The following is a 20982-nucleotide window of genomic DNA, read 5'->3' on the forward strand; positions in this document are numbered from 1 at the left end:
TGTTTAAATGACACTATAATAGCAATTAAATGTTTACCTTTGTATCGTTCATTAGGGATAATATGTTGATTAAATATTTATTGGTTAGCACATTATTTAAAACTTTTAAACCGCTCGTTCCTTACAGCAATAATATCAACAAACAACCCTCGTTTAATTACTATCCCGGGTTAAGAAAAAAGAAGGAAGCAAAGTTTATCTAATCTGTATGTACCCGGTTGTTTAACCAGGCAAAATATCTTTTTGAACGATCTGTGTAGCTTGAATAAAATCTGTATTAAAAAAAATGAGACAACTAAAAATATCCCAATCAATCACCAACCGTGAATCAGCTTCGCTCGAAAAATACCTGCATGATATTGGCAAGGTAGATTTGATCTCGGCTGAGGAAGAGGTGATCCTGGCACAAAAAATCCGTGAGGGCGACCAGGTAGCGTTAGAGCGTTTGACAAAAACAAACTTGCGTTTTGTGGTATCGGTTGCTAAGCAATACCAAAACCAAGGCTTAACCCTTGGCGACTTAATAAACGAAGGTAACTTAGGTTTGATCAAAGCAGCTAAACGTTTTGACGAAACTAAAGGCTTTAAATTTATCTCATATGCCGTATGGTGGATCCGTCAATCTATCCTATCGGCTATTGCTGAGCAATCGCGTATCGTGCGTTTGCCTTTGAACCAGATAGGTTCATTAAGCAAAATTCACAAAGCTGCTTCAAAATTGGAGCAGGAATACGAGCGTCAGCCAACTCCTGAAGAGCTTGCTGATAACCTTGAAATTTCGGTTGATAAAATTGCCGATTCGATGAATAATGCCGGTCGTCAAATTTCGATGGACGCTCCATTCATTCAAGGTGAAGAAAATACTTTACTTGACGTATTGGCCAGCAGCGATGCAGCAACTGATACCGAAGTAATGGCTGATTCATTATCACAAGAGATCAAACGTTCGTTAGGCATCCTTGCCGAGCGCGACCGTGAAGTGTTAATGTTATTTTTCGGTTTAGGCGGTAATGCCCCACACTCGTTAGAGGAAATTGGCGAAAAATTCGACCTTACCCGCGAGCGTGTTCGCCAGTTAAAAGATAAAGCGTTGATGCGTTTACGCCACAACTCTAAATCAAATCTGTTACAATCATATTTAAACTAAGTCCAGGATATATCCGCCTGAGTTTACATACCAGAAACGCGAATGAGATGATCATTCGCGTTTTTTTGTTAACCTTCCGCCTTACTAATCTGCCGCGGGTTTAGCGATAGCGTAACCCGTGGTGTATAATCACTTAAGTCTCCGACTTAAGTCACAAAAACAACACCAGATTGGATGAGCTGTTCGCCAAAGGCTAAGTTATCGCTAAGTCAGTGGCAGATAGTGTATTGGATCGTTGGGGTTAAGTCGGAGACTTAACCCGTTATTCCCACGGGTTACGCTTTCGCTAAACCCGCGGTAGATTAGAAAAATCGGTGTAATCAAACCATAATCGGTGTAATCCCCAAAAACAAAAAAACATCTGCCCATTTACTGAACAGATGCTTCCATACGATTTCTATATAATAAGTTATGCTACTTTTACATTTACCGCGTTAGGGCCTTTTCTGCCCTGCTCAATATCAAAGGTAACGCTATCGTTTTCACGGATAGTATCTACCAAACCTGATACGTGTACAAAAACCTCAGCACCGCCATCTGTTGGTACAATAAAGCCGAAGCCTTTGGTTTCATTGAAGAATTTTACTGTTCCTTGCATTATATTTTAATTTTATTGGCGACAAATGTACTGTAAATAAATAACATTTACACCTGTTGCCGCCTTCCTTACGCAGTCCGATATCCGCCGAAAAAAAATCAGCCCATAAAAAAAGCATCTGCCCATTGCTGAACAGATGCTTGTACGATTTTTATATAATAGTGTTAAGCTACTTTTACATTTACCGCGTTAAGGCCTTTTTTGCCTTGCTCAACGTCATAAGTAACACTGTCGTTTTCACGAACTGTGTCAATCAGACCTGATACGTGTACAAAAACTTCAGCACCACCATTTGAAGGTGTAATGAATCCGAAGCCTTTTGTTTCATTGAAGAATTTTACTGTTCCTTGCATTATATTTTTATTTAATTAGGGCGAAGGTACGGTTAATAATTAACAATTATTTAAAAATAAGGCATTTACACAATTTAATTTTATTACAACTGCAAATAACCTAAAAAACAAATTGTAAAAAAGCCTCCTAAAATACATTAAGAGGCCTTATAACTAAGCAATTATATAATTACTGCGCCAATGCTACGCTGCTATAAACATGAAATTCGCCGGGTGCCAGGGTCATTGAAAATGGGATTGAAGTGACATTGATACTTGTGCCACTAATGTTATCATACCAGGTACCTGTTGATGGGAAGCTGATACTGCCGGTTTGCTGTGCAACATCAAAGTTACCTATCACCTCAACGTTAGCACTCGCATCTTTAAGTTGGATGGTTTTAATAGCGCTACCAAGGTCATAGCTATAGTTGGTACTGGCGAACACCGCGTTTTTCTCCTTCATCTTGATCATTTTGGCATACACCTTATATAGCTGCTTGCGGTTAGGATCGGTATTGTAATTCCAATAAATAGGTTTGTTACCGGTACGGCCATTTTGATCGATACTTACATCATAACCTAACTCACCAAACTGCCACAGCATTTTAGGACCGGGAACTGAGAACAGGAAAGCCGCGGCCATTTCTTCGCGGGCCAAACCGGTATTTTTATCTTTTACATTATAGCCATTATAGCTGTTACCATAATTTTCATTCTTAAATTGCAGGCGCTCTTCGTCGTGGCTCTCAAAGTAGCTAACCAGGTTATAAGGCTGCGTAAAGGTATGCTGATCATAAAATAGGCCCTGGAAATTGGAATTAGTTAACCAACCCATGGTAGCTTCGTTGGCGTTATAATTAAGGTTGTTCCAAAGCATCATACCTTCGCCGGCCAGTTCCTTCTCCTCCTGGTTTGCGGCGAAATGCTCCAATATCACGTAGAAATTATTGTTATCGATACTTTTGATGTAGTTGTTATAATCTTTCCAGATGGCCACGCGGCTGGCATCGTACTGTCCCCATGGCCCAACAGCGGCATCTGATGTGCCATAGTTAACTTGCGTAAAACCTTTTGATAAGTCGAAACGGAAACCATCTATTTTATACTCCGTCATCCAGAATTTAAGCACGTTCTTCACAAAATATTTGGTGGCCGCGCTTTCGTGGTTAAACTGGTAGCCTACGTTGTATGGGTGCGTAGGATCAACATTGTACCAGGGATTATCGGCCGTAGGTTTACTTGTTGCCGAGTTAAAATACATCTGCACCATAGGCGATTGACCGAACGAGTGGTTCAAAACAATATCCTGGATCACCGCCATACCGCGCGAGTGACATTCATCAATAAAAGCCTTCAAAGCGTTTTTAGTGCCATAATATTTATCGGGCGCAAAATAAAACGATGGATTATATCCCCACGAAAGGTTGCCTTCAAATTCGTTGATGGGCATCAGCTCGATAGCGTTCACGCCGAGGTTCGAGAGGTATTTAAGCGTGTCTTTAAGGGTTTGATAGTTATGGGCATCGATAAAATCGCGTACCAATAATTCATACACTACCAGGTTCTTTTTATCGGGGCGGGTAAAGCTGCCAGTTTTCCAGCTGTAAGTTGGCTGGTTGGCTTGTAACACACTCACGTTGCCAGTAGTTTTACCTGTGGGATATGCCTTAAGGCCGGGATAAGTATCTGCCGAAATGTAAGAATCATTGTTGGGGTCAAGTACCTTTTCGGTGTATGGATCGGCCACTTTTAATGATTTATCGATGTAGTATTGATAACCATATTCGGTTGCCGGATCAATGTTATCTATCTGTACCCACCAGCGTTGTCCATCGGGTGTATTATTCATCACCGCGCTGGTATTGTTTACATCCCAGCCATTAAAATCGCCGATAACGGATACTGATTTTTTGCCGGGAGCATATAAGTTAAAAATTACGGATTTGCCCGAGTTGATAAACGTTACACCGTCCTTCGCTCCTGCCGGTAAAGCTTTTCCGCCAGTCACTGTTGTATCTCCGGGAACGTTCCCGGTATTGCCCGGCAAAACGTCTTTCTTCTTGCATGAAGTAAATCCGGCTAATAGCAAGCCGGCCACAATTAGGTAAAAGTTCCTGATCGTCATATTTTGTTATAATTGGTTTTTAAGCTAAACAGCTGATATTTTGCAGGTTGATATCAGCTACGCAATATGAGAAAAATAATTGGCATAATTAAGTTTCCTTAAAATTATGTATTTATCATTTGAGGATAGCTTGGCGTCTATGTCTTTGATTCCTTCCCTCGGGAGAGTAATAGCCCATCATTAGACAATTTGCAAGATTATCGCCTGCATATTAACTCACCCCGACTTCGCTACGCTCGCCACCCCTCTCTACGCTGCGCGTAAAGAGGGGATTTCTTGTTTTTATTTTCCCTACCCTCTTTGCGGCTTGCCGAAGAGAGGGTGGTCCAGCGTAGCGTAGACCGGGTGAGTAATTATTCGGCATGCTATCCAGCCATTTTTTGCCGTTTGTCAATTCATGGGCTATTACTCTCGGGAGAGGTGCGATAGGAAAGCGCGGTGGCAGGGAGGGGTTTATACGCTATGCATATTTATGCCCTTGATGCAGAAACCCCTCCCTACACCCTCCCAAGGGAGGGAATCGCACAAGGCCATTGCCTTCTGCTTAGTTGCCGGTTATTTACTTACTTCTTATACTGCGGCAACTCATACCATGCCTTTGCCGGCCTATCAGCCGGAAAGCCATATTTAGCCCGGTAAGCTTTTCGCTCGGCCGTAAAATCCCACCATTTCTTCCCGGTATCGCCGTGCTTAATATAATGCGATAGTAACCGGTACGAATCTTCCACACAGGGATCGGCCCAGGCACCCACATGTTTTTCGAAGGCATTATATAAATCAACCGGATCTTTACCGGCCAGTTGCTCCAGCGAATAATAGCCCTGCCCTATCAGCTCGGTGGCGAAATTGATACCCAATGACGGGATCTCCTGAAACTCAATAAGCGCATTGATCTCCCTGGCACGCTCGGCCGACGCACTTACTATTGATGCTATTTCATCAGGGGCAAACCGCGGAAGTTCGGATATTTTGATCTTCTGCTCTCTCAGCATTAATTTTTCATCGTCGGAGAGCAACAGGTTCACTGATTTTTTCATAGGCTGGCAGAATTTCAAACTAAGTTAAACAGGATTTTTATTAAATAAAAAAGCCTTTCCGTTCAGAAAGGCTTTCCATATTTCGTCCGCGCATCTATAATCTGCACATCTGTGATCGAATCTTATTTCATCGAACTGATAAAATCATCAAACAGGTACCTTGAATCGTGCGGACCAGGTGATGATTCAGGGTGATATTGTACCGAGAATGCCTTTTTACCTTTAACACGGATCCCTTCGATAGATTGATCATTCAGGTTAACGTGAGTGATCTCTACTTTTTCTGAAGCGCGAACCGCCTCTGGTACCACACCAAAACCATGGTTTTGTGAAGTAACCTCGCAGTGATCTTTAATAATATTTTTTACCGGGTGGTTTAAACCACGGTGACCGTTAAACATTTTTTTAGTCGGGATATCATTAGCCAGAGCTAACAATTGGTGACCAAGGCAGATCCCGAACATTGGTTTATCATTAGCCAAAATTTCTTTTACAGTTTCAACCGCGTATGGCATAGCCGAAGGATCGCCAGGGCCGTTTGAGATAAAGTATCCTGTAGGTGCGAAATCTTTTTCCATTTCGGCATAAGTGGTTTTAGCTGGGAATACTTTAGCGTAAACCTCGCGCGAATCGAAGTTGCGCAGGATGTTTTTCTTAACACCAAGGTCAAGCACGGCTACACGATAAGGAGCATCTTCGTTACCGTAAGTATAAGTTTCGGTAGTTGATACCTGTGATGAAAGCTCGAGGCCATCCATTGATGGTACTTTATCCAGCATAGCTTTCAACTCATCCAGATCAAGGATCTCTGAAGAGATAATTGCATTCATGGCTCCTTTATCGCGGATATGGCGAACAAGCTGGCGGGTATCGATATCAGAGATACCTACAATGTTTTGCTCCTGGAAATAATCCTGGATCGATTCATCGGCCTGTTTACGGCTGTAGGCAATGTTGTAGTTTTTGCAAACCAAACCGGCAATCTGGATTCGGCCCGATTCAACTTCTTCGTTGGCGATACCGTAGTTACCAATATGCGCGTTGGTGGTTACCATTATTTGCCCAAAGTATGATGGGTCGGTAAAAATTTCCTGGTAGCCGGTCATGCCGGTGTTAAAGCAGATTTCGCCGGTGGTAGTACCCATTTTACCTGCAGATTTTCCGTGGAAAACGGTGCCATCAGCAAGCAGCAGTACAGCCGGTAGTTTGGTGAAATAGTTCATCGCTTAAAAAAATTGAAAGGGTAAAATGATCGGATCGCCTGGTTCAAAGCCCCGTGAAAACTGATTGAAAAAATGAAGTAAGGAACTTCCGGATTCACGGCGCAAAAGTACTGTTTTATTTCGGATTTCGAATGTTCGATTTCGGATTTATTTTTTTATTTCGGATTTCGGATGTATGATTTCGAATTTATGATATTATTAACCCTACGTTAATGCACTTTTAAGCGTACTGATCTTAATTCTCCCAAATAAAAAAATCCGAAATCGAACATCCCACATCCGAAATCAAAATATCATACCTTTGCACTGCCGATAAAACATTTATCAATGTCTGTAAATAAAGAAATAAAGCGCATCACCACCAATACCATCCAGGAGATGAAGGTGCGTGGCGAGAAAGTAACCATGCTTACCGCCTACGATTATTCGATGGCTACCATTGTTGACGATGCCGGAACTGATATTATCCTGGTAGGCGATTCGGCTTCGAACGTGATGGCCGGACATGAAACTACTTTGCCGATAACTTTGGACCAGATGATCTATCATGCATCATCAGTAGTTCGCGCCGCTAAACGCGCGTTGGTTGTGGTCGATCTGCCATTTGGCTCATACCAGGGTAACTCTAAAGAAGCCTTGAACTCCGCCATCCGTATTATGAAGGAGGCGGGTGCCCATGCAGTAAAAATTGAAGGAGGTGTTGAAATTGCAGAATCTGTAAGTCGCATTCTTACCGCGGGAATCCCGGTAATGGGGCATTTGGGTTTAACGCCACAATCTATCTATAAATTTGGCACTTACACCGTACGCGCCAAGCACGAAGCGGAAGCTCAAAAACTGCGGGAAGATGCGTTGAAGCTACAGGAGTTAGGATGCTTCGGGGTTGTACTTGAAAAAATTCCGGCCAAATTAGCAAAAGAAGTGAGCGAAAGCCTGCAGATCCCAACCATAGGTATAGGCGCAGGCCAGCATTGCGATGGACAGGTGTTAGTAATACACGATATGCTGGGCATAAACAAAGGTTTTAAACCACGTTTTTTACGCCAGTACGCAAATCTGTATGACATTATGCACGACGCGATAAAAAACTACAATACCGACGTGAAAGGAAATGATTTCCCGAGCGAAAAAGAACAATATTAAATGTGCAAATTATAGATGTGCAGATTTCAGATGATTATTTGATCTACAAATCAAAATCCGAGATCGCACATCCGCAATCCAAAATAAACAATGCCTCGTCCCGAATTTAATTATAGTAGCAACGAAATTACCGATAAGGATGTTCTTTATGAAGACAACCACCTTATTGCTATAAATAAGCGGGCGGGCGATATTGTGCAGGTTGATGAAACCGGCGACGAGCCTTTGGATGAGAAGGTAAAAAAATACATCGCCCTAAAATACAGCAAACCCAATGGGGCATTTTTAGGCGTGGTACACCGATTGGACAGACCGGTAAGCGGTGTGATCCTCTTCGCCAAAACCAGCAAGGCGCTTGACAGGATCAACAAAATGTTCAAAGCCCGCGAAATGCATAAAACCTACTATGCAGTAGTGCGCAAAAAACCTTTTCCTGAAGAAGGAACGCTGGTACACTGGCTTGTTAAAAACTCACAAAAAAACGTAACCAAAGCGCATGATAAGGAAGTACAGGGCAGCCTGCGCTCTGAACTGAGTTATAAACTTGTTGGCGAACTAAACGGCTATTACTTAATTGAAGTTGACCCAATAACCGGCAGGCCGCACCAGATCAGGGTGCAGCTTTCAACCCTCGGCACCCCTATTGTTGGCGATAATAAATACGGTTACCCTCGTGGCAGCCTCCGCAAAAGCATCTGCTTGCATGCACGTAAGTTGACCTTTGTGCACCCTGTAAAAAATGAGCCGGTTGCTATTATTGCTCCTGTGCCGCGTGATGGTTTTTGGGAGAAGTTTGAGGGGATGATGATTGGGGAATGATTACATTCCCAAAACCTGCGCCCAGATCTTATCATCTACCGGAATACCCTCTTTCAAATTCCTCTCCCTTGTTTTCAATGTACCTTCTCCAGGGTAAGAGATCGAAGCACCTTCATGTTCCGGCGTGCTCGTTTTGGTATAATTTATTATTTCGTTAATCAGGCTTTCCGTTTGCTCGTTGTTAACAGGTTTAACGCAGATAAATACTTGCGATATTCCGGATTCGTGTTCGTTTTGTGTGATACGTGCAGTAGAGTTGCCGCCACTTAATACCGTAGCAAGCAAATCAAGTACTAAAGATAAGCCCGAGCCTTTCCAAAAACCAACAGGTAACAATCTTTTCGATTCAAGAATTGCATGGGCATCTGTACTCAATTCGCCCGCGCTATCATAGCCGCCGGGCAATGGGAGTGGTTCGTTGCCGTTACTTTCATATTGTTTTAACTTCCCAACCGCATATTGCGAAATTGCCATATCAAGTACAACATGCCCATTTTTGCGGGGAACAGCTATCACTAATGGATTGTTACCCAACCGTGGTTCAAGTCCGCCCCATGGCGGTAAATTGGCAATAGTATTGGTGAAAGATATGCTGATAAAACCGGCCTCGGCGGCTTGCCAGCCATAAGTGCCGCCGCGCATCCAATGGTTGGTGTTTTTGATGGCCACGCAACCTATACCGTTATCACCAGCCAGTTGCATGGCCCTGCTCATAGCAAACCGGGCGTTCAACATCCCCGGCCCTAAATTTCCATCCCATTGTTCTAAAGCACCAATGCCGTTTATTTGAGTTGGCAGCGCATCAACATTAATCAAACCTTGCTTAACAAAATCAACAAAAACAGGAAAGCGGCTTAGCCCATGGGTATAAACACCATCGCGGCTGTTTTCGGCAAATATGGCTGCTATCTGGTCGGCCCGATCGTCAGTAAAATTAATGGCAAATAGTACTTTTTTAAATTCGGCTTTTAGTTTTTCGAAGGGAACACGCATCATAGGTTGAAATAAATTTAATTTATAACGTTTATTACAGAGGGTTGATGCAAGGTAATCAACCATATTTTATAATTTTGCTGTTACATTAATAAATGAAAAAAATCCCGCTGCTTTTTTGTTTGTGCCTGGTTGGTATCGCGTTGATTGTTAATTCGTGCAAAAAAGATAATCTGAGCCATATTCCTGATCTATTTGTGGGCAACTGGCAGTTGGCTTCTTTAACGGTTACCAATTACATTGGTGATACACAAACTTCGCTTGATACCTTAAATCAAACCTGCCAAACTACACAGATCTTTGCATTCAGCGCAGATAATTCATGTGGGTATGCCCGTTTTCAATGCGGCAGCGATAGCGTTAAAGGCCGTTGGTCGCTCACACAAAATAAGCTGTTTTTAGTGTCGGATATGGTTTGCAAGGATAGCACCAAATCATCTGGCGGCAGTTCAAAACCTTTTGAAAACGCCAAAATAGTTACCCTCGGTAATTACGGGCTGGTGTTGGAAACCGGCGATGTGCAACCCAACTATTCGGCCACTAAAAAACGCCGAGTTATGCGTTATGGGTTTGTTAGGGTAAAAAAGCCCACCACAACCCAATAGAATAATATTGATTTTAAATTGTAAAATGGTTTTAGTATAATAGTTTCCATTCTGCTTAATACAAATGTTGATGAAACTATTACGGCTTCATCTTCGTTGAAAAACAAACACCGATGAAAAAAAGAATTGCCATTTTTGCTTCAGGATCCGGCTCGAACGCTCAAAAACTCATGGAGCATTTTAAGCGCAATGCCGATGCCGAGGTAGTGATTATACTTACCAACAACCCACAGGCCTACGTTTTACAACGCGCGGATAACTTCGAGATCCCATCGCACATATTTACCCGCCAGGAATTTTTTCAAACCGATGATGTAGTCCGCCTGCTGAAAAACTTACAGGTAGACCTCATTGTTCTGGCTGGTTTTTTATGGCTTGTACCGCAATCATTATTAAAAGCATTCCCAAATAAGATCATCAACCTGCACCCTGCCCTGTTACCAAAATACGGCGGCAAAGGGATGTATGGCGATAACGTGCACCGTGCCATTTTAGAGAATAAAGAGGAAGAAAGCGGTATCACCATCCATTTTGTAAACGAGAATTTTGATGAGGGTGAGATCATCCACCAATCAAAATTTAAAATTGAACCGGGAGATACCTTGGAGGTTGTGAAGTTTAAGGGACAGCAGTTGGAGCATAACCATTTCCCAAAAGTAGTTGAGGCGTTGCTTAAGAAGATGAAAAGTTGAGTTGAGTGATTGGGGTGACAAAATTTAAATAGATATTTATTAATCGCTTCACCCATGTCGGTTCTAAATAAATACGGTTTATCATTCGATTCAAAAAAGCTCAATAATCCTTCAGCCTTAGGTGGCCATCTAAGTGGCTACTTAATGGGGCAAAGCGTTGAGTTTATATCTGAAGATGTTTTGCCCGAAATAGATAAAGCCATATCAGGAAAACCTTTCGACGAGGATGCCGGCGGCTTTTTAAGCTTTCTTACAATTGGAACTCCGACCTGTACTTTCTCATCCGTAAACGAAGCCGAAGCAGACTGTTCAATTCCCACTCATGATTTGAAAGATATATTATTGCTTTGGGTTGATTGGGTTAATCAGCATAAAATAAAAACACCCGGATTTTCCTTTTAGCTGTTTTTGTTGGAGTATTTAGCAAATGCGGTTTCAATATCTATTCCTTCATCGTCTATACCTTTATTCAAGTATTCAATCAATTCGCTGTCGGTTGCCTTTCTTCCGATACCTTTCGCAATATCTTCGGCGGATAATTCTTTTTTGGCGGTTGCATCCCCGAAATATCCAATTTTTCCATATTCCTAAATTAAATTTTATTGTGGAAAAATAATCCAATCGATGCCAATAACTAATCTCTAATTAACTAACCTCCAATTAACTAAATATCACTACCTTTGCGGCTCTAAAAACAGCGTGTACATGAGCCAGTCAGTTCAAATAAAAAATGCTTTAATTTCTGTTTACTACAAAGACAATTTAGAGCCCATCATTCATGAGTTAAACCGCCTTGGTGTAAATATCTATTCAACGGGTGGTACCGAAACTTTCATCCGCGATTTAGGCGTTAATGTGATCCCGGTAGAAGATCTTACTTCATATCCTTCTATCCTTGGCGGTCGTGTTAAAACCCTGCATCCTAAGGTTTTCGGTGGTATTTTAACCCGCAGAGATCATGATGGCGATAAACAGCAAATAGCCCAATACGAAATTCCTGAAATTGACCTGGTAATTGTTGACTTGTACCCGTTTGAAGAAACCGTAGCATCAGGTGCCAGTGCCGAAGATATCATCGAAAAAATCGATATCGGCGGTATCTCGTTGATCCGCGCAGCTGCTAAAAACTTTAAAGATGTTGTGATCATCGCGTCAAAAAACGACTACAACGGTTTAGAAAACATCCTGAAAACACAGGATGGTGTTACCACTATCGATCAGCGCCGTTCGTTCGCTCAAAAAGCGTTCAATATATCATCGAACTACGATACCCATATTTTCAACTACTTTAACCAGGCCGAGCCGCTTCCGGTATTTAAACAAAGTATCCAAACCAGCCAGGTTTTACGTTACGGCGAAAACCCGCACCAAAAAGGTACTTTTTACGGTAACCTTGATGCCATGTTCAAAAAACTGAACGGCAAAGAGCTTTCATACAACAACCTGGTTGACGTTGACGCGGCCGTTGCTATTATCGACGAGTTTACCGAGCCAACCATCGCCATCCTTAAACATACCAACGCTTGCGGTGTGGCTACACGCCCAACCATTAAACAAGCCTGGGTTGATGCTTTGGCTTGCGACCCGGTTTCAGCTTTCGGTGGTGTAATTATTGCCAATGCCGAGATCGATGCTGAAACAGCTACCGAGATCGACAAGTTATTTTACGAAGTGCTTATCGCTCCATCGTTCAGCGATGAGGCTGTTACTATCCTTTCGGGCAAAAAGAACCGCATCCTGTTGGTTCGTCAGCCTGTTGAGTTACCGGTTAAACACTTCAAAACTTTATTAAATGGTGTTATTGAGCAGGATAAAGACGCGGTTATTGAAGGCCCAACCCAAATGACCACCGTTACCGAAAAAGCTCCTGCAGAAGCAGAGTTGAAAGACCTGTTCTTCGCTAATAAAATTGTAAAACATACCAAATCAAACACCATTGTGTTTGCTAAAAATAACCAGTTGATGGCAAGCGGCGTTGGTCAAACTTCAAGGGTTGACGCTTTGAAACAAGCTGTGATCAAAGCACAAAGCTTTGGCTTTGATCTGAATGGCGCGGTAATGGCATCTGATGCTTTCTTCCCGTTCCCGGATTGTGCCGAACTTGCTGCTGAAGCTGGTATCACCGCCATTTTACAACCAGGTGGATCGATCAATGATAAACTTTCGGTTGCTATGTGTAACGAGAAAGGTTTAGCCATGGTTACCACCGGTGTGCGTCACTTTAAACACTAAAATTTAAAGGTTGATTAGGTTAATTGGATCATTGAGTGAGAGGTTTGTGCGGGCGATTGGAAATAATGATTTTCTTTTAACTTAATCAACCTGAAAAATAACCTATTCAACCTTTCTACCTGTTCACAACACAATAAATGTGATTTTTTAACGCTTTAGATTGCAAAATGCTAAACTATTTAAGCGTATTTTTATAAACTTTGCATAACATACTGAAAGAAATACCAGATGGGTTTATTTAACTTTTTTACACAAGAAATTGCTATCGACCTGGGTACTGCAAATACCCTCATTATACATAACGATAAAGTTGTTGTTGACGAACCGTCTATCGTGGCGTTCGACAGGACCACCAACAAAGTGATTGCCATTGGGCGCCAGGCCATGCAAATGGAAGGTAAAACGCATGATAACATCCGTACCGTGCGCCCGCTTAAAGACGGTGTAATTGCCGACTTTAACGCCGCCGAGCACATGATCCGCGGGATGATCAAAATGATTAACCAGGGTAAAGGCTGGTTTTTCCCTTCACTGCGTATGGTAATCTGTATCCCTTCGGGCATTACCGAGGTTGAAAAACGTGCCGTACGCGACTCGGCCGAGATCGCCGGCGCTAAAGAGGTTTACCTCATCCACGAGCCAATGGCAGCAGCCGTAGGTATTGGTATCGATGTGGAAGAACCAATGGGCAACATGATCATCGATATTGGCGGTGGTACTACCGAGATCGCGGTTATCGCGTTATCGGGTATCGTTTGCGATCAATCTATCCGCGTAGCGGGTGACAACTTCGATTCGGACATTGTTCAATACATCCGTCGCCAGCATAACATCATGATCGGTGACCGTACTGCCGAGAAAATTAAAATCGAGGTTGGTTCCGCCCTTCCTGAACTGAGCGAGCCACCGGGCGATTTCGCTGTTCAAGGCAGGGATTTGATGACCGGTGTACCAAAACAGATCATGGTATCTTATACCGAAATTGCACACTGTTTAGATAAATCGATCTCTAAAATAGAAGAAGCGATACTGAAAGCACTCGAGATCACCCCACCCGAGCTTTCGGCCGATATTTACCAAACCGGTATTTACTTAACCGGTGGCGGCGCGTTACTGCGCGGCCTGGATAAGCGTGTGGCTGCCAAAACCAAACTCCCTGTACACGTAGCCGAAGACCCTCTTCGCGCCGTAGTACGCGGAACAGGCACCGCCCTTAAAAACATTGGTAACTTTAAATTTTTAATGCAGTAATTTAGAAGCAGGAAATCAAGAATCAAGATACAAGAAGGAAATAAATTGAGCGTTGCGCTCGCCCCTTCTTGTTTCCTGGTTCTTGTTATCTTGATTCTAACTTCAAATCTGATCTCCTAATGCGTAACCTTTGGGCTTTTATAACTAAGTATAACGCGTTTTTTTTGTTCCTGATTTTTGAAATCAGCTCGCTTATCATTTACATTAAATATAATTCGTTTCAAAAAGCCTCGTTTTTAAACTCTACCAATGCCGTTACCGGTACATTGTTTAAACAGGTGGATGGGCTGAAAAGCTACATGTCGCTTAGTGAAACAAATGATAGTTTGGCGCGCGAAAATGCAAAGTTGCGCGGCCAACTCAAAACATCAATGTATGTTGATAGTGTTGATAAGCGCAAGGTTAATGATACCGTTTACAAGCAGCAGTACAGCTACATTGTAGCCAAGGTTATCAATAACTCATTCAACAAACGCAGCAATTATATTACGATAGATAGGGGCAGTAAAGATGGCATCCAAAAAGATATGGGCGTAATAACCGGTGCCGGCGTAGTTGGGCAGGTAATTGATGTTACCGAACATTTGGCCATCATTCAATCGGTATTGCATAAAAACACCCGATTTAGCGCCATGCTTACCAATACCAAAGATATCGGCTCGTTTGTTTGGGGCAACGATATGGACCCACACAAAGGTGTACTGATTGATATCCAGAACAATGCGCAACCCAAGGTTGGCGAACTGGTGGTGACATCGGGTTACTCGCTGTTCCCTACCGGTATCCCATTCGGCAAAATAACCAATCTGCATGCCAAGGGTGGAGGTTTGCTTCTCAATGTAGAAGTTTCATTAGCGGTAGATTTTACCAAGCTGCAATACGTATATGTGATAAACAATAAGTTTGCCACCGAACAAACGGGACTGGAGGCCGTTCAAAACAAAAATGAGTAGGACTATCCTGATTAACGTTTTAAGGTTTTTGGTGTTGGTTTTTATACAGGTATTCCTGTTAAAAAACGTAACGTTTTACAACCTGGCCACGCCGTATTTTTATATCCTTTTTATCCTGCTATTGCCTTTTGAAGTGCCAAACATTTTGTTGTTTGTACTGGCATTTGTTTTAGGATTAACTATCGATGCCTTTTATGATACCCCCGGTTTACATGCCGCGGCCAGCATAGTATTGGCCCTGGTACGAACATTATTTATCAGCATCACCGTACAAAAAGATGGCTTTGATAACGAGCCCGAACCCACTTTGAGTATTATGGGTTTCAGGTGGTTTTTTACCTACGCTATTGTACTTACGCTTGTTCACCACTTTTTCCTGCTTAACCTGGAAGTATTTAGCTTTTCTGAAATACAATATACACTAAGCCGTGTTGTTTTGAGTTCATTATTTACAGTATTTTTAATACTGATTTCGGGCCTGCTATTTTTCAGGAGGAAAGAACGTAAATGAATAATTTTTTTGAACGCCGCTACGTTATTACCGGTATCTTTTTAGTTATCATATTTGCCCTGTTGGCAAGGCTTTACTACATCCAGATAGTGGATGATAAGTACGAGATATATGCCAACAGTAACGTAAGGCGCACCACCATACTTTACCCCGCCCGCGGACCGATACTTGACCGCAATGGCAAGATCCTGGTACAAAACGAACCTATTTACGATGTAATGGTTAACTCAAAGGATGTTAATAAACCCTTTGATACCCTATTGCTTTGTAAAATGATAGGCATCGATAAAGATGGTTTTGATAAACGCTTTATTAAAGCCCAAAAGCAATCGCCTGCTAAGCCATTCATCTTCGAAAAACAACTTTCGGTACAACTGTATGCCGCTTTACAGGAAAAACTTTTTGAGTTTCCGGGCTTTTCGGTAGTGCCACGTACCATACGCACTTACCCCGATTCGATAGCGGCACAATTCCTCGGCTTTATTGGTGAGGTTACAGATCGCGATATCAAACGATCAAACAATTATTACCGCCTTGGCGACTATATCGGCGTTACCGGTGTTGAAAAAGCTTACGAAAATGTACTTCGCGGGCAGCGTGGCGTACAGGTGCAAATGGTAGATTCGAAGGGGATCCCGAAAGGATCATTTGCCAACGGCGCATTGGATACGGTTCCCCGCTCGGGCGAGCGTTTAACATCATCTTTAGATATCGACGTGCAAAGGCTCGGCGAAAAGCTGATGCAAAATAAACTGGGCAGTATTGTAGCTATCGAACCATCAAGTGGCGAGATATTGTGCTATGTGAGTAGCCCTACTTATGACCCAAACCTGATGGTTGGTCGCCAGCGTGGCAACAACCTTGCTAAAATGTACAACAACCCGTATAAGCCTTTTTTCATCAGGCCCATACAAGCGCAATATCCTCCAGGCTCATCGTTCAAGCCGTTGAGTGCACTTATAGCATTACAAGAAGGGATTATCAGCCCTAATGAGACTTTTTACTGCACCGGTAATTACCGTGCAGGCAACCGTATAGTACACTGTAACCATGGTGAAGCACACGGCACAGTAAATATGGCCAGGGCAGTGGCCGAATCATGCAACGGTTACTTTTCGATGGTTTTTCAGCGTATTGTTGATAGGTACGGAGTAAAAAACACTGAAGCTAACTTTAAGGCATGGCGGGCCAACGTGATGAAGTTTGGCCTCGGTGCAAAACTTGATCTGGATATGCCGGCCGAAAGCCGTGGCAACGTACCTACGCCTTTATATTACGACAACGTTTACCACAAAGGCGGCTGGCGTTCAAGTACGGTAGTACCACTGGCTATTGGTCAAGGTGAGCTTTTAGCAACTCCTTTACAAATGGCTAACCTGGAGTGTACCATAGCAAACCGTGGTTTCTTTTACAAACCACACCTAATAAAAGCTATCGGCACCGAAAATGTGATCAAAAAAGAATATACTGAAAAGAATTATGTAGGTATCGATTCCGGTTATTTTGAACCGGTAATTAATGGCATGCAGGCGGTGGTTGAAAGCGGGACAGCTATCCGGTCAAAAATTCCGGGCATTATTATGTGTGGTAAAACCGGTACCGCCCAAAACTCGCATGGTGAAGACCACTCGGTGTTTGTCGCTTTCGCGCCGCGCGATAACCCTAAAATAGCTATAGCTGTTGTAGTCGAAAATTCGGGCGAGGGCGCGCATTGGGCTGCCCCGATAGCCAGCTTTATTGTCGAAAAATATTTAACTGGCAAGGTAACCACACGCGCATCAGGATATACGGCCGATTACTTCGCGAATGCAAGCCGCATGCCTGATCTTGCTTTGTATGCCAAAGATTTCCAGAAAGAGCGCAGGCGTGATAGCATCCGTTCGGCCAGGATAGATTCGATCAAAAAGTTCAAAGCTGATTCGATCAAAAAATTCAAGGCAGACTCAATTAAAAAAGCTAAACAGGAAACAGCCGGTAACAATAAAGGGGGTAGCCTGATGAGCATACTAACAGGCCGGAGGACACGATCATGAGTAACCAACAACAACGTAGTTTCTTTTTTAATGTTGATTGGCTTACAGTTCTTCTATATCTGATACTTTGCGCCATCGGTTGGTTAAATATCCGCGCCGCGGTATTTGATCCCACTCACCCAAGCCTCATCGACGCGTCAACCGAATACAGTAAGCAATTTATTTTTATTTGCGTATCGATAGTGATAGCCATTGTGATCCTGCTGCTTGAAAGCAGGTTTATAGCGGCGCTCGCGCCAGCTTTCTATGCTATAGTAGTTTTGTTACTTATACTTGTACTCGTCATAGGGCGAAATGTAGGCGGTAACCAGGCCTGGATCGATATAGGGGGCGGCTTCAGGCTCCAACCTTCCGAGTTTGCTAAGCTGGCTACCTGTTTATTACTGGCCAGGTATTTAAGCGGCACCAACATCCGCGTAACAGAAACCAGATCGTTTTTAATGGCAGCCGGTATTATCGGCTTCCCAATGTTATTAATACTGAGGCAGCCCGATATGGGTTCAACCCTGGTATTTTGCTCGTTGATATTTGTATTGTACCGTGAAGGCTTATCCCCCTACTTCCTAATTATTGAGGGCCTCTTTATTACACTATTTGTAATGGCCTTGCTCTATAATCCACTTTACATCATACTTACGTTAGCGGCAATTACGGCCTTGGTTATATATTTTGTGAGGCGGAACCGAAAGCTAATAACAACTATGGTAATAGGGCTGGGTATTTGTATAGCGTTTATATTCAGCGTTAAATTCATTTACTCCAAAGTATTAAAACAGCACCAAACCGAGCGCATCAATATTCTGTTAGGCATCACTACCGATTTAAAGGGGGAAGGATATAACGTAAACCAATCAAAAATAGCTATTGGTTCGGGCAAACTTTGGGGCAAGGGATATTTACGTGGAACCCAAACTCAATATTCGTTTGTACCGGCTAAAAGCACCGACTTTATTTTTTGTACCATTGGTGAAGAATGGGGTTTTGCCGGTTCAATAACGGTTATCGGCCTGTACATGTTCCTCATCCTCCGCATCATTTACCTGGCCGAACGACAGCGATCACCTTTCACACGGGTGTATGCCTATGGGGTGGCCTCGGTTTTCTTCTTTCACGTGGTAATTAATATCGGGATGACTATTGGGGTTGTACCGGTTATTGGTATTCCGTTGCCTTTTATCAGTTATGGAGGATCATCGTTATTGAGTTTTACGATGTTGCTGTTTGTGCTGATTAAATTGGATTCGAATAGGATGGGGATTATTTAAAGTCGGGAGTCTTAAGTTCTAAGCCCTAAGTAGAAAGTTCCAAATCTTCAAAAATACAAAGAGCCTTATTGCGATGCGATAAGGCTCTTTGCTTTAATTTTGCCGTTGTTGGTGTTGTCACCAACAACTCTACGCCATGATCTTCAAACGGCTTTCTACAATCCTGACGACACGAGGATTCAAAACAGTTGTTGGTGACAACACCAACAACGGCACGAACAACCTGCCAGCGTGCGATTGCTTCGTACCTCGCAATGACGAATTTTAAATATAAATCTCTTAATTACCCGTTCGGGTATCTCCTCCTCAACAAAGCATAAAACTTCTCGGTAGTTGAAGCCTTACTTTCCCAATTGTTTTTTACCACATAATTGGTTTTTAGGAAACGTTCAGCTTCCTCAAAAGTATTAAAGCGGTTCACTATCTCGATAGCTTCACTGTAGGCCAGGCTGTAGCCGTTAAACAGGTCTTTAATATAAAGCAGCTTATCGTTTAGGTTAATGGCCGATTTAAGGTCGGTAACCGGTAGCTCGACAGGGGTACTTGTTGCGGTTGCAGCTTTCTCGGCCTTTTGCGCCATAATCCTTTGGTTAAAGGTTAAAACCTGCTGAGCATCGGTATCTCCTTTAGCGCTTGTTACCGGCTGTACTTCTGGTTGCTTCACCTCCTGCTCAACCTTTACGGGTACTGCAACCGGTGCAGGTTCAGCTAACTTTTCAGGTTCCTCGTTTATTAACTCTTCCTGTTCAAACTCATCGGCACCATCATCCCATGTTTCGGCTTCGTTCAAATCAAGCTCAAAGCTTTTACCTTCGGGTATTTCCTGCTGAAAAGAATAGCTGTCTTTTTCAACCGCCTCGGTCAAATCGATTTGCAGTTCCGGTTCAGTTTTCTTTTCCGGCTCAGCGGCTATTATATCTATTTTAACCGGATTATTGAAAGGTACGGGAGCAACTGGCTCAGCCTCTTTCTCTGCCGTTATCTCTATCTTATTCACAGGCACCGGGATATGCTGCTGCTGAACTACAGGTTCAAAAAAACGTTGCTCGTGCAGGGCTTCAGTTTTCGGTGCTGGCGGAGTTACAGGTTTTGGTGGAGTTGGTGGCACAGGCTCTGGCTTGGGTTGCTCAACTACCGCTTGTGGTTTTTCGGCAGGTTGAGCAGGGGCTGCGGCGCGTTCATTAATGCGTCGCAGTATTTCGGCATGGTCTTTTAAAAAATGGGCATTGGCTACAAAAAGCTCTAATTCGAGCTCATTTAATTCGCCGGGATCGGCTGCAAGGTAGTTATATTGATCATTAAGCTCTTTTAAAATCCCACCTATCTTTTTAAATACATCCATTTGCTTCATGGCCTCAATGTTAGGAAAATGCTTCTCAAAAATAGGATTAAATTCTGATATTTGCCCCTCATTAAGCTATAAATGGTATATCACGAAGAGGTTTTCAGGCGTAAAAGTGAGTTAGGGGGCAGCATCGAAGTTATTTGCGGATCAATGTTTTCGGGTAAAACCGAAGAGTTGATCAGGCGCTTAAGTCGTGCCCGCATAGCTAAACTTAAAGTGGAGATCTTCAGTCCTAAAGCCGATACCCGCTACGGCGAAGAGGCCATTATATCGCACAATGCCAACAAGATAACCTCTACCCCGGTTGATAGCGCTTCGGCTATTTTACTGTTAGCCAGCGATGCCCATGTAATAGGCGTTGACGAGGCCCAGTTTTTTGACGATGAACTGCCAGAGGTTTGCAGCATACTGGCCAATCGCGGTATCCGTGTAATTGTTGCCGGTTTGGATATGGATTTTAAAGGTCGCCCATTTGGCCCAATGCCATCCATTATGGCCATTGCCGAATCCGTTACCAAACTCCAGGCTGTTTGCGTTCAATGCGGTAACCCGGCGCTTTACTCTTATCGCCTCATTCCTGATGAAGCCAAAATTTTATTAGGCGAAAAAGAAAGCTACGAGCCACGTTGTAGGGTCTGCTACAACAAGCCTTAATTGCTTTTACCGAATAATATT

General features: G+C 43.0%; 20 protein-coding genes. 13 read left to right on the forward strand and 7 right to left on the reverse strand.

Going from position 1 to position 20982, the window contains the following annotated elements; all coding sequences use genetic code 11:
• Positions 1-286: 286 nt before the first annotated feature.
• The gene (locus AAFN85_RS09940; protein WP_347527037.1) at positions 287-1147 is read left to right on the forward strand and encodes an RNA polymerase sigma factor RpoD/SigA; all 861 of its coding nucleotides are present in this window, start codon (positions 287-289) and stop codon (positions 1145-1147) included.
• A 409-nt stretch (positions 1148-1556) separates the two neighbouring features.
• Here the strand turns inward: AAFN85_RS09940 and AAFN85_RS09945 are convergent, their stop codons facing one another.
• The 5 genes from AAFN85_RS09945 to carA form a co-directional block, all read right to left on the reverse strand.
• Positions 1557-1748: a cold-shock protein gene (locus AAFN85_RS09945; protein WP_347527118.1), complete on the reverse strand. Its 192-nt coding sequence runs from the start codon at positions 1746-1748 to the stop codon at positions 1557-1559.
• Positions 1749-1909: 161 nt separating this feature from the next.
• On the reverse strand, positions 1910-2101 hold the full coding sequence (locus tag AAFN85_RS09950; RefSeq protein WP_347527120.1) for a cold shock domain-containing protein: 192 nt from the start codon (positions 2099-2101) through the stop codon (positions 1910-1912).
• 166 nt (positions 2102-2267) lie between these two features.
• On the reverse strand, positions 2268-4205 hold the full coding sequence (locus AAFN85_RS09955; protein ID WP_347527038.1) for an alpha-amylase family glycosyl hydrolase: 1938 nt from the start codon (positions 4203-4205) through the stop codon (positions 2268-2270).
• Positions 4206-4768: 563 nt separating this feature from the next.
• A complete protein-coding gene (locus AAFN85_RS09960; RefSeq protein ID WP_347527039.1) occupies positions 4769-5242 on the reverse strand; it encodes a helix-hairpin-helix domain-containing protein in 474 nt (157 codons plus the stop codon).
• 122 nt (positions 5243-5364) lie between these two features.
• The gene (gene carA, locus AAFN85_RS09965; RefSeq protein ID WP_347527040.1) at positions 5365-6465 is read right to left on the reverse strand and encodes a glutamine-hydrolyzing carbamoyl-phosphate synthase small subunit; all 1101 of its coding nucleotides are present in this window, start codon (positions 6463-6465) and stop codon (positions 5365-5367) included.
• Positions 6466-6792: 327 nt separating this feature from the next.
• Between carA and panB the strand changes: the two genes are divergently transcribed.
• Positions 6793-7608, forward strand: coding sequence for a 3-methyl-2-oxobutanoate hydroxymethyltransferase (panB, locus tag AAFN85_RS09970; RefSeq protein WP_347527041.1), 816 nt, complete (start codon positions 6793-6795; stop codon positions 7606-7608).
• Between the two features lie 90 nt (positions 7609-7698).
• On the forward strand, positions 7699-8427 hold the full coding sequence (locus AAFN85_RS09975; RefSeq protein WP_347527042.1) for an RluA family pseudouridine synthase: 729 nt from the start codon (positions 7699-7701) through the stop codon (positions 8425-8427).
• Here AAFN85_RS09975 and yiaK read toward each other — a convergent pair whose 3' ends face one another.
• A complete protein-coding gene (yiaK, locus tag AAFN85_RS09980) occupies positions 8428-9423 on the reverse strand; it encodes a 3-dehydro-L-gulonate 2-dehydrogenase (protein WP_347527044.1) in 996 nt (331 codons plus the stop codon). It abuts the gene before it with no gap.
• A gap of 92 nt (positions 9424-9515) precedes the next feature.
• On the opposite strand from yiaK, the gene AAFN85_RS09985 reads away from it, so the two are divergent.
• The 9 genes from AAFN85_RS09985 (at position 9516) to rodA (ending at position 18962) form a co-directional block, all read left to right on the forward strand.
• Positions 9516-10025 (forward strand): hypothetical protein, encoded by a 510-nt coding sequence (locus AAFN85_RS09985; RefSeq protein ID WP_347527046.1) that lies wholly within the window; start codon positions 9516-9518, stop codon positions 10023-10025.
• Positions 10026-10138: 113 nt separating this feature from the next.
• Positions 10139-10717, forward strand: coding sequence for a phosphoribosylglycinamide formyltransferase (gene purN, locus AAFN85_RS09990; RefSeq protein WP_347527047.1), 579 nt, complete (start codon positions 10139-10141; stop codon positions 10715-10717).
• Between the two features lie 54 nt (positions 10718-10771).
• Positions 10772-11119, forward strand: a complete 348-nt coding sequence (locus AAFN85_RS09995; protein WP_347527048.1) for a hypothetical protein — start codon at positions 10772-10774, stop codon at positions 11117-11119.
• A 303-nt stretch (positions 11120-11422) separates the two neighbouring features.
• Positions 11423-12949, forward strand: a complete 1527-nt coding sequence (purH, locus tag AAFN85_RS10000; RefSeq protein ID WP_347527049.1) for a bifunctional phosphoribosylaminoimidazolecarboxamide formyltransferase/IMP cyclohydrolase — start codon at positions 11423-11425, stop codon at positions 12947-12949.
• A 228-nt stretch (positions 12950-13177) separates the two neighbouring features.
• On the forward strand, positions 13178-14200 hold the full coding sequence (locus tag AAFN85_RS10005) for a rod shape-determining protein (RefSeq protein WP_109606865.1): 1023 nt from the start codon (positions 13178-13180) through the stop codon (positions 14198-14200).
• Between the two features lie 119 nt (positions 14201-14319).
• Positions 14320-15153 (forward strand): rod shape-determining protein MreC, encoded by an 834-nt coding sequence (gene mreC, locus AAFN85_RS10010; protein WP_347527050.1) that lies wholly within the window; start codon positions 14320-14322, stop codon positions 15151-15153.
• Entirely contained in the window at positions 15146-15664 is a 519-nt protein-coding gene (locus AAFN85_RS10015; RefSeq protein ID WP_347527051.1) for a rod shape-determining protein MreD, read from the forward strand. The genes mreC and AAFN85_RS10015 overlap by 8 nt, the downstream gene beginning before the upstream one ends.
• Positions 15661-17697: a penicillin-binding protein 2 gene (gene mrdA / locus AAFN85_RS10020; protein WP_347527052.1), complete on the forward strand. Its 2037-nt coding sequence runs from the start codon at positions 15661-15663 to the stop codon at positions 17695-17697. Before AAFN85_RS10015 ends, mrdA begins: the two co-directional genes overlap by 4 nt.
• Positions 17694-18962 (forward strand): rod shape-determining protein RodA, encoded by a 1269-nt coding sequence (gene rodA / locus AAFN85_RS10025; RefSeq protein WP_347527053.1) that lies wholly within the window; start codon positions 17694-17696, stop codon positions 18960-18962. The genes mrdA and rodA overlap by 4 nt, the downstream gene beginning before the upstream one ends.
• Before the next feature lie 283 nt (positions 18963-19245).
• On the opposite strand, the gene AAFN85_RS10030 is transcribed toward rodA, so the two are convergent.
• A complete protein-coding gene (locus AAFN85_RS10030) occupies positions 19246-20313 on the reverse strand; it encodes a hypothetical protein (protein WP_347527054.1) in 1068 nt (355 codons plus the stop codon).
• A gap of 72 nt (positions 20314-20385) precedes the next feature.
• On the opposite strand from AAFN85_RS10030, the gene AAFN85_RS10035 reads away from it, so the two are divergent.
• Entirely contained in the window at positions 20386-20961 is a 576-nt protein-coding gene (locus tag AAFN85_RS10035; RefSeq protein WP_347527055.1) for a thymidine kinase, read from the forward strand.
• The last annotated feature ends 21 nt before the right edge of the window (positions 20962-20982 follow it).

It is taken from the genome of Mucilaginibacter sp. CAU 1740, from assembly GCF_039839285.1.
Classification (GTDB): Bacteria; Bacteroidota; Bacteroidia; order Sphingobacteriales; family Sphingobacteriaceae; genus Mucilaginibacter.